At 71.2% G+C, this 12,379-nt stretch carries 10 protein-coding genes; 1 reads left to right on the top strand and 9 read right to left on the bottom strand.

Annotation, left to right across the window (positions count from 1 at the left end; all coding sequences use genetic code 11):
* Positions 1 to 19: 19 nt before the first annotated feature.
* Positions 20 to 1,558: an MFS transporter gene (locus AC0HI0_RS07305; RefSeq protein ID WP_480931497.1), complete on the top strand. Its 1,539-nt coding sequence runs from the start codon at positions 20 to 22 to the stop codon at positions 1,556 to 1,558.
* Between the two features lie 492 nt (positions 1,559 to 2,050).
* On the opposite strand, the gene AC0HI0_RS07300 is transcribed toward AC0HI0_RS07305, so the two are convergent.
* From AC0HI0_RS07300 to cas3, 9 genes are all read right to left on the bottom strand, one after another.
* The gene (locus AC0HI0_RS07300) at positions 2,051 to 3,088 is read right to left on the bottom strand and encodes a transporter substrate-binding domain-containing protein (protein WP_480931496.1); all 1,038 of its coding nucleotides are present in this window, start codon (positions 3,086 to 3,088) and stop codon (positions 2,051 to 2,053) included.
* Positions 3,085 to 4,338 (bottom strand): hypothetical protein, encoded by a 1,254-nt coding sequence (locus tag AC0HI0_RS07295; RefSeq protein ID WP_480931495.1) that lies wholly within the window; start codon positions 4,336 to 4,338, stop codon positions 3,085 to 3,087. The genes AC0HI0_RS07300 and AC0HI0_RS07295 overlap by 4 nt, the downstream gene beginning before the upstream one ends.
* A 190-nt stretch (positions 4,339 to 4,528) precedes the next feature.
* Entirely contained in the window at positions 4,529 to 5,194 is a 666-nt protein-coding gene (cas6e, locus tag AC0HI0_RS07290) for a type I-E CRISPR-associated protein Cas6/Cse3/CasE (RefSeq protein WP_480931494.1), read from the bottom strand.
* On the bottom strand, positions 5,185 to 5,904 hold the full coding sequence (cas5e, locus tag AC0HI0_RS07285; RefSeq protein WP_480931493.1) for a type I-E CRISPR-associated protein Cas5/CasD: 720 nt from the start codon (positions 5,902 to 5,904) through the stop codon (positions 5,185 to 5,187). The genes cas6e and cas5e overlap by 10 nt, the downstream gene beginning before the upstream one ends.
* Before the next feature lie 5 nt (positions 5,905 to 5,909).
* Positions 5,910 to 7,091, bottom strand: coding sequence for a type I-E CRISPR-associated protein Cas7/Cse4/CasC (cas7e, locus tag AC0HI0_RS07280; protein WP_480931492.1), 1,182 nt, complete (start codon positions 7,089 to 7,091; stop codon positions 5,910 to 5,912).
* Positions 7,088 to 7,714, bottom strand: a complete 627-nt coding sequence (gene casB / locus AC0HI0_RS07275; protein ID WP_480931491.1) for a type I-E CRISPR-associated protein Cse2/CasB — start codon at positions 7,712 to 7,714, stop codon at positions 7,088 to 7,090. Before casB ends, cas7e begins: the two co-directional genes overlap by 4 nt.
* On the bottom strand, positions 7,711 to 9,318 hold the full coding sequence (gene casA, locus AC0HI0_RS07270) for a type I-E CRISPR-associated protein Cse1/CasA (RefSeq protein WP_480931490.1): 1,608 nt from the start codon (positions 9,316 to 9,318) through the stop codon (positions 7,711 to 7,713). Before casA ends, casB begins: the two co-directional genes overlap by 4 nt.
* Positions 9,315 to 9,689 carry a hypothetical protein gene (locus tag AC0HI0_RS07265; protein WP_480931489.1) on the bottom strand — a complete coding sequence of 125 codons (375 nt, stop codon included), beginning with the start codon at positions 9,687 to 9,689 and terminating at the stop codon, positions 9,315 to 9,317. Before AC0HI0_RS07265 ends, casA begins: the two co-directional genes overlap by 4 nt.
* Positions 9,686 to 12,076 (bottom strand): CRISPR-associated helicase Cas3', encoded by a 2,391-nt coding sequence (gene cas3, locus AC0HI0_RS07260; protein ID WP_480931488.1) that lies wholly within the window; start codon positions 12,074 to 12,076, stop codon positions 9,686 to 9,688. Before cas3 ends, AC0HI0_RS07265 begins: the two co-directional genes overlap by 4 nt.
* Between the last annotated feature and the right edge of the window lie 303 nt (positions 12,077 to 12,379).

The raw sequence follows: 12,379 nt of genomic DNA, 5'->3' as shown, positions 1-12,379 counted from the left end.
GAGCCGAGGAACGAGCACCATGCACACCAGCCCGACGCCGCGAACCCAGGCAGAGCACCGGCCCGCCGGTCGGTGGCCGGCGCTCGGCGTCCTCGTCCTGGCCGTCCTGGTGGTGGCCGTCAACGGCACGGTGCTGGCCCTGGCCACGCCGTTCCTGAGCGAAGACCTCCAGCCCACCGGCACCCAACTGCTGTGGATCGGCGACGTCTACGCGTTCGTGCTCGCCGGCCTGCTGGTCAGCATGGGCAGCCTGGGCGACCGGATCGGCCGCAAGAAGCTGCTGCTGATCGGCACCACCGCGTTCGGCCTCGCCTCGCTCCTGATCGCCTACGCCCCCACCGCCGAAGCCCTCATCGCGGGCCGGGTCGTGCAGGGCGTGGCCGGTGCCACGCTGATGCCGTCCACGCTCGCGCTGGTCCGCAACATCTTCCACGACCCGCGCGAGCGCAGCCTGGCCATCGGCATCTGGGGCGCGGCCCTGTCCGCCGGTGCCGCCGCGAGCCCGATCCTGGGCGGCTGGCTGCTGGAGCACTTCTGGTGGGGCTCGGTGTTCCTCATCAACGTCCCGCTGACCGCCCTGGTCGTGGCCTTCGGCGTCAAGCTCCTCCCGGAGTCGAAGAACCCGCGCCCCGGCCCGTGGGACCTGCCCAGCGTGCTGCTGTCGGTCGTGGGCATGCTCGGCATCGTCTACGCCATCAAGGAGATCGCGGTGCACGGCATGCGCCTCGACGCCGCACTGGCCGCGCCGATCGGCATCGCCGCGCTGGTCCTGTTCGTGCGCAGGCAGATGTCGCTGCCCTCGCCGCTGATCGACGTGCGGCTGTTCCGCAACCGGGTCTTCACCGGCGTCATCGGCGCGAACCTGCTGTCGATCTTCGGCCTGTCCGGGCTGATCTACTTCCTGTCGCAGTACTTCCAGCTCGTCCGGGGCTACGGCCCGCTGCACGCCGGTCTGGCCGAGATGCCCGCCATGGTCGCGTCGATGGTGGTCGGCCTGCTCGCCGGGTGGACGGTCCGCCGCACGTCCGTGCGGTTCGCCATCGCGGGCGGCCTCGGGTTGACGGCGGTCGCGATGCTGGTCCCGGCGTTCATCACGCCGACGTCCGGCTACCCGCTGCTCGGCCTCTCGCTGTTCCTCATGGGCGCGGGCACCGGGCTGACGTTCACCGCCGCCAGCGACGTGATCCTCTCCAGCGTCCCCAAGGAACAGGCGGGCGCGGCGTCGGCGGTCTCGGAGACCGCGTACGAACTGGGGATGGCGCTGGGCATCGCGGTGCTGGGCAGCCTGGTGATGGGCGTCTACCGCAGCTTCGACGTCCCGGCCGGCACCCCGCCGGAGGTCGCCGAGGCGGCCGGCCAGTCGCTGGGCGGCGCGGTCCAGGCCACCTCGGGGCTGCCCGCCGACCTGGCCGCCACCGTGCTCACGTCGGCGCGGGCGGCGTTCACCGACGGGCTGGCCGTCGCGTCGGGTATCGGCGCGTTCCTGCTGTTCGCCGCCACGGTGATGGCCTGGGTCATGCTCAAGCCACGCGAGGGCGCGCCGACGACGGCCGGCTGACACCCTGCCCCCGTTGCCTTTTCGCAGTTCCTGATCAAGGAGCTGTGGTTGCCGGGTCCGGCATGACCGATGACCAGTGATTTCGGGGTGTCCTCGGCCTGGACGTGGGCAAGGGCGAGCACCACGCCGTGGGCCTGGACCCCGCCGGGAAACCACTGCACGACACACCGCCGCCCAAATGCGAACCCCGGCAGCGGGCGCTGTTCGACAAGCTCGCCGTCCACGGACCGCTGCTGGTGGTGGTCGACCGGCATCGCCAAAGCCGGACACCACAGACCCACCGCGATCACGGCAGCGCACCCGCCCCGCATCGGCGACAAACCGGTCACCGAGATCCTCACCGCGCCGGACGAACAGACCGCCGTCCCCGGCACCACCGCCCCACCAACAGGACCCACTACCAGCGCAAACGCGACCAGGGCAAGAGACACAACGCCGCCCCGACCTGCCTGGCCCGACGCCGCCGCGACGCCCTGTTCGCCTCCCGCCGGGCTACGGCGTGTACGGGTCGGCGGGGATGCGGAGCGGGAGCTTGGTGGGCGCGTCGGCGAACTGCTCGTCGTAGATGGCTTCCAACCGCCCACCGCGCAGGTCGTCGAGCGCCCGGTTGACGAACCGCACCAGGTCCTGCTGCGCACCGCTCACCGCGACGGCGGTCTTGACCGAGCGCGGGTTGCGGTAGTCCAGCAGGACCGTGCCGGGCGTCTGGTACTGGTAGCCCAGCAGGATGATCACGTCCGAGTAGACCGCGTCGACCAGGCCGCGTTGCAGGAGCATCAGGCAGTCGCTGGTGTCCGACACCGTCACGACCGTCAACGCCTGCTCGGGGTTGCGCGCGCGTTGCGCGTCCCGGATGGCGATGATCTCGTCGCTGTTGGTGGTCTTGTCGCCCGCGCACACCTTCCGGCCCGCGAGGTCCTCCGGCCCCTTCACGCCGGCCAGCCCGGAACGCACCAGCAGCCCGCTGTTCGCGTCCCGGTACGCCCGGCTGAACGTCAGGCCGTACTCCTGCGCACGGCCGCACGTGACGCTCACGCTGGCGATCACCAGGTCCACCTTGGGGATCTCCGGCGACCGCTTGGCCTTGTTCAGGTCCGTGTCCAACGCGAGCAGCCGCCGACCGGTGGGCAGGCTGACCAGGTCGACCCCCGCGTTCCCGTTCGGCAGGCCGAACGCGGCGGCGATCTCCTTCGCGATCTCGATCTCGAAGCCCTTCAGCTCGCCGGTCGTCAGGTCGCGCTTGCTGAGGAACTGCGCGGTCTGGCTCACGCCGACCCGCAACCCGTCCCGGCGGATCCGCTGGACGGTCGCGCCGTCCGGACGACCGTCCGGCCCGAGCGGGCCGGTGGCGGGGTCGAGGCTGCCGCCCGGCGCGTCCGGGCAGGACTGGCTGACCTCCGGCGTCTCGGTGTACCCCTCGGGGTAGTCGGGGGCCGGGGTCGACGTGGCGGCGCGGGTGTCCGTCGGGGCCTCGATGGTGCACCCGGCGAGAAGACCCAGCACGGCGACGAACGCGAGGCACTTGATCACGTGTAGTACTCCCTGATCCGAACGCCCAGCCCGAACAAGGCCGACACCACGGCAGCCGACACGAGCAGCAGGACGATCACGTCCCAGCCGGCCAGCGCCGACCGCGCCGCGCCCGCGGCGTCCTCCGCCACCGCGGTGTGCCGGTCGATCAGCTCGGTGAGCCGGCTGTCCAACTGCTCGCCGTAGGTCTTCGGGGCACCCGCCGGAGGATCGGTGATCAGCTTCACCAGGTCGGTGAACGCCACCGGCTTGGCGCCCTTCACCTGGTTGAGCAACGGCTGGTCGTGGTCGAGCCACGCCTGCAACGCGCGCTGCGCCTCCTGGTCGCCGCCGCCGCGCTGGACCGCCTCGCCGATCCGGCCGAACATCGTGGTCAACGCGGTGAGGTCGCCGTCCTTGGGGAAGATCATGATCCGGGCTTCGGCCTCGTCCGCCTCGCGGCCGAGGTTGCGGGCTTCGGCGAGGCTGCGCACGATCCCGATCTCCTGCCCGGCGTCCCCGCCGCGCGCCGCGGCGATCGCCGTGACGATTCCCCCGCCCAGCAAGGAGATCAACGTGAACGCGGTGGCCAGGGCCAGCCCGACGTTGACCCGCCGACGGGTACGACGCCGGACGAACACCTGTGCCACGACGAGAACCACCAGGAACGCCACCCCGAGGACGAGCAGCGCCCACGGCTGCGTGCCCGCGTCCTCCTGCGCCCGCACCAAGGCGTTGCCCTGGTCGGCGTGCAGTTCCTCGGCCTTGCGCAGGATCTTGTCCCGCACCAGGTAGGAGGCGTTGGACAGGTACGAGGTGCCGACCGGGTGACCGGCGCGGCTCTCCGCCCACCCGATTTCGACCAGCACCGCGTACCGGGGCAGCAGATCGGTCAGGTCGCGGATCAGGCCGGCGGCGGTGTCCTCGGTGTCGGCGTTGCGCGCCGACGCCACCCGCAGGGCCTCGCCGGCCGCCCGGATGTTGGCGCGGAACCCGTTGCGCAACGGCACCGCGCGCTGGGGGTCGACCAGCACCGCGTTGAGCGAGGCCGCGTCCGCGTCGGCCATGGCGCGGTACACGTCGAGCGCCTTGGTGGTCAGTTCGGTGCGCCGGTCGGCCGCCTCCGCGACCCGGTCCTGCCGGAACCCGAACGCCGCCCACCCGACGAGCCCGGTCAGCAACCCCAGCACGACGACCAGCGCGGCGAACGTCGAGAGCCGGTACTCGGTCCGCTTGGACGACGCGCGGAGCCTGGCCACCTTGTCCGGCACTCCCACCTCCCGGTACTCGACCGATCACCCATTGTGGCCCACCGCGTGCCGCCGCCACCCGGAAAGCGAAAAGGTCACGGCACGACGCGGGCGTCTGAAGATGTGGATCGCGGAAGCGGATCAGGCGTTACGTTGCGCGACGATCAGCGCACCCACTGCGTCCATCCGGTGGAGGGCCCGGCCCGCCGGGTCAGTTCCGGTGGGCCGGCGCGAGGCTGAGCAGACCGCACCCGTACGCCTTGGCCCGTCCGATCCCACCGACGAGCGCGGACGCGAAGGCTTCCGGGTCGGTGACGACGAGGTGGCCGTCGAAGCGGACGGCGTCGATGGTGACCGTGGTGGGGCCTTTGTTGCCGGTCGACCTCGGCATCGGCGACGGGATCGCGTCGGGTCGGCCGTCACCGGCCGTCGGGATCACGAAGCCGTGCTGCTCGGCCTTGCGGGCCAGCCAGCTGATCTGCTGCTCGGGTTCGCGCAGGGCGACGCGGCGGCTTCGGCCCTTCAGCTCCGGCGGGCGGCTGTCCCGGGTGACGTTGGCGATCATCCGGAAGGACAGCTTCCGACCGGGTGCGATCACGTCGAGGACCGGTTGCAGCGGGCGCACTTCGGCGGGGGCGGCGGTGTAGTCGGCGGGCAGCCTGGTCCAGTCGGGGGCCGTGCGGCTCTGGACGTAGGCGGTGTAGCCGCTGTGGGCGGGGTCCAGGCGCCACAGGACGCCGTGCGCTTGTCGGGCCGGGACCTCGCCGTCGACTTCGGGGTAGGCCGACATGAGGGTGCGGTGCAGGTGCTGCACGTCGGCGAAATCGCGGCGGAACTCTCGGGACCTGACGTTGACGGGGAGTTTGGTCAGGAACACGGGGCCTGTTCTCCAGCGCTGATCATGAGGTCGGTGAGCGGGGCGGTGCCGGGCAGGACGTGGCGTGGGCCGTGCCGCCGGTCGCCCTGGGCGAAGCTGATCGGGTGGTCGTGGCGGAGTTGGGCGTTCGGCGTTTCGGCCGGGCAGTCGATGACGGTGCGCAGTGGCACGCGCACGGGCTTGCCGCGTTGCGCTTGCCTGGTCTCGGGATCTCTTTCCAGCCAAGGGTGTTCACGCACGAGTCGAGCCGCGGGCCGGTCGGTGAGACCGGTGCCGGTCAGCAGCGGTCTCGCCGGGACGAAGGCGCGGCGGCCGAAGAAGACGGGCCAGCGCGGCCGGTCGACCGCGTGGCCGAGTTCGCGCAGCAGTTCCGGGTCGCCTTCGAGGACTACCAGGAACAGCGCGTCGGCCAGGTGGTAGCGCTCGCTGACCACTGTGCGATGCCCCCTCCCCAGGGTGGTGGGGACGTTCTGGGTGGTGTGGAAGTCGCGTTCGAGGATGCCTTCGCGGTCCACCCGCACGGCCAGGGTCAACGCCGCCAGGGCGGCGATCGCGTCGTGGTCGTCGCGTGGGACGCCCAGCGCGGCGGCGAGCAGGCCGACGACACCGGACTTGGTGGGTTCGGTGGCGGTGTCGCGCAGGACGCCGGGTGATCGGGTTCCCCACGACTGCATGGGCGCGTCGAAGCAGAGGGCCAGGGAGGTGGGCACGGTGGTCAGCCGCGCGTGGCGGTCATCAGGCGCGCGGTGAACTGGTCGATGCCGGTGGCCGCGTCGCCCGGGTCCAGGTGGGGGATGTCGCCGCTGACGGAGGCGGCGGCGACGGCGCGGATCTGGTCGTTGCCGTAGAAGTCCCGCACCTGGGTGAAGTGGTGGGCGAGACGCTCGGTGGAGACGGCCATGAGGTCGTCGGCGACGATCGGCTTGAGGAAGGCGTTGGCCAGGTTCCACGCGCCGCGGTCGCGGACGACGCCCAGCAGGGTGTCGGGCACGGTGCGGGCGGCCATCGAGTTCTGCTTGCCGCTGGGCACGGCGTGGATGAACGAGTACAGCCAGGCGCGCAGGCCCCGGTCGGCCAGATCGGTGTCGCCGGACAGGTTCTTGGTCAACTGCTCGATGTCGACGTTGGCGTAGCGGTAGTAGCAGGCGGAGTTGAAGTCGACGGTGCCGATCATGTCGGCACCGGACTCCGCGTCGGGCTTGAGGTCGTCGACGGCGGTGTAGAAGTCGAACTCGTTGCGCACCGAGTGGGTCGACAGCGCGTGGGCGACCTGACAGGCGGCGTCGACGTTGAAGTCCTTGTTGTCCGCGATCATGCGTCCGAACAGGGCGATGTCCACCGCGCGGGCACCGTCGAGGATGTGCTTGGCGTCGGCCTGGGTCTGCTTGTCGGGCTTGGGCTTCTCGATCTTCGCCTTCTTGGCCTTGGCACCGCCCTTGGTCTCGCTCCTGGCCTTGGCCTCGGCCTCCTTCGCCGCGGCCTTGGCCTTCGCCGTGGCCGCCAGGGCGTCCCAGTGCGACTGGCTGTAGTCGGCGAGCTTGTCGATGGCCTCGCGGCCGACGAACAGCAGGTACTCGGTGAGCAGCTTGTCCTGGTCGACGCCGAACCCGAGGTGCTCCAGCGCGGCGGTCACGACACCGGGCGCGGCCTCGGCGTCGTGACCGGTGTCGACCAGCCGCTTGGCGGCGTTGTCGACCAGCCGCTTGGTGCGCATGCCGGTCTCGGACTTGTCCAGGCCGTAGTCGTTGAACAGCAGGCGGGCCGCGCGCTTGATCGACTGGCTGGAGACGCGGGCTCGGGTCTGGCCGCCGAAGGTGGCAGTCTTGGGCTGGCCGGTGTCGTCCCGGTTGAGGTTGCCGACCGGGAAGGACTGGAGCAGGTGCAGTTCGAGGATCACGAGTTCTCCGTGGTGGCGTGGTCGTTCTGGAGCGAGTCGTCCGACTCGTCGCCGGCCGTTTCGGCGGATTCGGCGGTGTGCTCGTGCGGTGGGCGGTGGAACTCGCGGGCCCAGCGCAGGCGGATGCCGCGGGCCTCCTGCTCGCGGTCGCCGTCGAGCAGGACGACCAGGTGGTCCAGGAGGAGGTCGTAGTTGACGGTGATGTCGTGCGATGCCAGCAAGCGGATCGTCTGGCGCAGGTGGTGCGGCAGGCCGTCGCGGTCGCGTGCCACCAGGTCGGTGAAGCGCCGGGCGGCGGCAAAGCCGCGCCGGGCCTCCAACTCGGCCATCGAGCCACCCAGCGAGCCGCGCTGCGAAGGACTGCGCCGGGGCTGCGGGTGCAGCGCGAACAACCCGGCCACGAGCAGCCACGCCTCCTCCTCGCGCTGTGGCGGGTTGTGCTTGAAGACGTACTCGTAGGCTTCGGCTTCCTGGCGCGGTCCGGAGAACATCCGCCGCAACCGCGCCAACACCCGGCGGGACTCGGCGGCCTTGGCCCCGTTGTCCGACGACAGGCCGTGGTAGAGGCCGTAGAGGTAGCCGATGAACGCCCGGCGACCTGGCCTGAGTGGGTTTTCGGTCACCCGTCCTGCTCTTTCGTGAGGTAGCGACGCGCCTCTGCCTGGAAGGTGCGCACGAGCTTGCTGATGGTCTTGTCGAACCTCTCGACGTGCTTGGCGACGGCGAGCAGGTCACGCCCGTGCGACGAGGCGCCCTGGCTCCAGCGGTCACCGGCCGCTCGGGCGGTGCCGGCGATGTGCGCGCACCACCGCGTCAACGCGTCGACCTCGGGACGCCGCGTTCGGCGGGCGTCGGCCAGGTCCACCAGCAACTCGCCGAACGCGTTCGCCAAGTGCGGCCAGTAGGCCAGGTCGAGGCCGGAGGCCGGCTTGGCCCGTAGTTCTTCCCGGTAGTCGCTTTCCATGTGCCGCAGCGCCGCCCCGGCGTCGTCGGCGAGTGCGATCGCGAGACCCACCAGCGCCGCGACGACCGGTTCTTCGCTGCGCAGGAGTGCCACCGGTGCCGGCACCGCGTCTCCGAGGTAGTCCACGACCACGGACTGCTCTTTGTTCAGCTGCTGGCCGAACACGCGCAGCGTGTACACGGCCTCCGGGGGCAGCCGGCCGCGCTCGGCCAGACTGGCGATCTGGTCCAGCGCCGGCGGCCGCACCCGGGATCGGCCCTCCCCCGGCCGGTCGGCGAGCAGCAGTTCGACGCTGTGCCGCCACACCCCGCGCAGCGGTGCCAGCCGGACCGGCAGCAGCGGCGCGTCCTTCTTCGGCTTGCCGTTCTTCCCGGTCGGCTGCCGGAACGCGGCCATCTTCTCGTCGTGCGCCAACTCGCCGACGAACTCCGCTCCCGGGGTGATGACGACCCCGCCGACCCTGGTCCGGCCGTCCTCGCGGACCGGGGACAGCAGGACCCGCCGCGAGGGCCAGGTCAACAAATCCGTCCAGCCGCGCGCCGTCCGCTTCTCCGGGACGCCCGGTGGCGGGTCGGCCGCTTCCCAGACCGGCGCGTCGTCGATGGTGGTCTTGCGCGGCTCGTTCAGCTCCGGGTCGTAGAGCAACGCGTTGAACAGCAACGTCTGCCGCAAGGTCTCGCCCTCCACCAGCACGACGCCGAGCAGGTTGCACGGTGCCGCCTTCGACGATCTCGTGCGCTCGTAAGGAGTTTTGGTGCCGCCCGGGTCGAACGCCTGAGTGGTCACCAGCCAGCGCGCGGCCTCGTCGGGATCCAGCAGGACGACGTCGTCGGCGGTGGCGTGGTCGAACAGTGTGACGTTGTTGCCCACCGCCCGGTGGGGGATCAGCTTCGCCGGGGTCTGGGGCGCGATCCGCGCCAGCGCCGGGCACTGCATGAACGGGTGCCGCGCGTCGAACAGGTCGAAACGGTCACCGAACTTCGCCAGGTACTCCTCAAGCGGTTTCGCGGGCAACGCCTCGGCGTTCCACAGCCGCTTCCACTCCGCCTCGGTGGTCACCGCGTAGGCGCGGTGGAACAGCGCCAGCACCATCCGGTGCAGGGCCGCTGTCATGGGCGCGGTGCTCGCCGTGATGCGCCGGAACTCGTGCGCTTCCAACAACAGTCTCCGCAGCCCGACCTTGCCGGTTGCGCCGCTCCGGTCGATCACCGGGATCCACCGCTCGGTCAGCAAGTCGAACGACGCCACCGCCTCACGCGTCACAGGCCACCATCGACGTGCACACCGGACTCCGGTTCGTAGTCGAGGACGTGACCCGCGACCGTGCACCGGCCGTTGTGCAGCACCAACGCCCGATGCCGGAGCAACCACGGGGAGGTTTCGAACGCGGGTGGGACCGGGCTCGCCCGCAGGGCCGCCACCACCTCGGACGGCACTCCGTCCGGTGCCGACAGGACGGTGCTGGAGTCCAGCAACTCCTGGAGCACCGGCGGCGCTGCGGCCCCGGCGGCGGCGAGGTCCAGCGACGTGGTGCCCCGCACCGGGGTGGCCGCGCCGGCCGGATCGGCTCCGTCGACTCTCAGCAGCACCACCTCCACCGTGTCGTCGACGGCGTCGTACTCGTCGTCGATCACCGACCTCGCCTGCTCTTCCGGGTCCGTCGAGGATCCTGCGGTCGGTCGGACAGCTGTTCCAAGCAGGTCTCCCCGATGGGTGCGCGCAGGTACAGGTTCGTCGCGCGGTCGAGCTGCCGGGCGACGTGCTCGTGGTGCGCCGCCTCGGCCTGCCGCCAGGCCGGCTCCCAGCCGGGAGGGCACGCCACGGCCTCGGGCGGGCCGTAGACGGCGTCGACCAGCGCGGGGACTTCCCGCGGACAACGGATCACTTCCCGGTGGCGCACCAGCGCCCAGGTCCGCAACAGGACGAAGCGGGAGTAGATCGTGTGCACGTGGGCGTGGAAGACCGGTGCGCCTCCCACGCTGTCGGTCACGCCGGTAATGCCCAGGACCAGCGGCCCCCGGTCCCGGCGGTCGTGCCGGTGGACCCGTCCCGCGCGCTGGATCAGCAGGTCGACCGGTGCCAGGTCGGTCAGCATGGCGTCGAAGTCCAGGTCCAGGCTCTGCTCCAGCACCTGGGTCCCCACCACGACGGCCGGGGTGCGGCTGCCCCCTGGGCCGAACCCGCGGCGCAGCCACGCCTCCACCTCGGCCCGCTCGGTGCGGTCCAGCTGCCCGTGGACGAGCTTCACCACCGGCCGCACGCCTCCCCGGAACCGGTCCTGCGGCAACCGGGCGACCGCTGCTTTCACCTCGTCGTAGGTCTTCTTGGCACGGTTGACGGTGTTGTGCACCGCCGCGACACCACGGCCGTCGCGCGCCTGTTCCAGGAGCCACGGCGCAACCTGCTCGGTCGTCACCGGGCGGAGCAGGACGTCCCGGCCCTGGTTGATCTTCGAGGTGTCGCTTCCTCGCGCGGTCGCCCCGTGCCGGTCCACGACGGTGAGCCGCGGATAGCGGTCGCAGGCGGGCACGTCGGGCACGTCGCCGGGACGGCGGTCGGTCACGCCGGCCTGCCACGCCTTGGCGAGTTCGGCACGACGTCGGGTCGGCAACGTCGCCGACAGCACCACCACCGAGACGCCCAGCCGCCCCAGCCACATCAGCAGCCGGTCCAACAGCGTCGACATGTGCGCGTCGTAGGCGTGCACCTCGTCGAACACCACGACCTTGCCCGACAGCCCGGCCAGCCGCACGAAGCCGTGCCCGGACCGGATGGCCGCCCGGACCACCTGGTCCACGGTTCCGACACCGAGGGCGGCCAGCAGACTCTTCTTGCGGGTGAACCACTCCCGGGCCGCCGCGTCGCCGTCCTCCGGGTCGTCGCGGCCGACGTCGGAGGGCAGGGTGTCCCGCTCGGCCAGGTGCGCCCGGGAGTCGGAGTGCACCAGCTGCACTCCGGTCGTGTCGTGCACGCGCTTGAGCAGCGCCTCGAACTCGGCCAGCACCTGGTTGCCGGTCGCCTTCGTCGGCATGCCCACGAAGACACCGGACAACCCCAGTGCGCGGACCAGCGTCGCCGCCACCTGGAACGCCAGCAACGTCTTGCCCTCGCCGGTCGGCGCTTCGACCACCACCATCGTGGGCCCGCGCTGCCCGGCCACCATCCGCTCGGCCAGCGCCTGCACCGGCCGCACGTCCGACGCCTCCGGGTTGAGCCCCGCGAAGCTGGTGTCGCCGGGCGGGGTCCAGCGCCGCACCCCCGCTTTCCGCACGGCGCGCGCGGCGCGCGGACGTGCGGCCCGGACGTACTCGGCGAGGTCGACCGGCTCGTCGGGCGATTCGTAGTTCGACTCGTCCGAGGCGATCCAGTCGGCGACCGTCGTCAGCCCCGCGAGACCGACAGCGGCGACGACGTCGAAGCCGACCTCCGACCACGGCAACGTCCGGGGGTCCGGCAACTCCAGGCAACGGGCCGCCTGGAGCACCATGTCGTCCCGCCACCGCGCCCACTTCTCGCCGCCGTGGTCGTTGCGCGCGTGCCGCGCCTGCGTGACCGCGGAACCCTTGGGGAAGTAACCGTGGTGACCACCCAGCGCCGCCGCGATCCCGTCGGCGACGACGACGTCGGTCCCCCAGGACGTGATCATGTCCTTGACGTGCAGTGCGGACAGCAGGCCGTGTGGGACGTCGAAGCGCCGCATACCGTCGAGCTTGCGCACGAACCGGACATCGGACTCCGCCTCGGGTCCCAGCCGCTCGACCGCCAGGTCGGCCTTGATGCCCTGGAAGGCCGGGGAGTACTTCCCGAGGTCGTGGATCCCGCAGAGCACGGCGATCCAACCGTCCGCATCCCCCAGCGGCCGCAACGCCGTCCTCAGCGCTGCGGAGCACTCGGGGCCGGGCAACACCTTCAGCAGTTCGCGGGCGACCAGCGCCGTGTCGAGGAGGTGACACACCAACGGGTGCGGCGGCCGCTTCGCCGACCACTTCCCCCAGGCACCCCACACAGGAGGAGAACTCACAACCGCCCCGCTCCGTTCCGCGAATCGCGACCCGCCCCTCTCCGACGGCTCAGGGGCGACATACAAGCAGAAACCCCGTCGACAACTCCAATCCGCACAACCCTCCACCGCGTTCGACACCACAAATCACCCGAACGTCGCAATGGGGCACTGGAAATGGACTTCAGTGCAGTTCAAATAACCCGGAGTGCACGACTCGGCAACGGACTTCGCAGTGCCCGGATGTCGTGATCGCCGGGAAAGCGGGCACAGGCGCAAGGGACCTCCGATGACCGCTCGCGATCGGATTCCCCAAACCGTGGA

It is taken from the genome of Saccharothrix sp. NBAS 001 (assembly GCF_056640475.1).
Note: the sequence above shows the minus strand (reverse complement) of the source record. Positions and strands in the feature narration are given on the sequence as shown.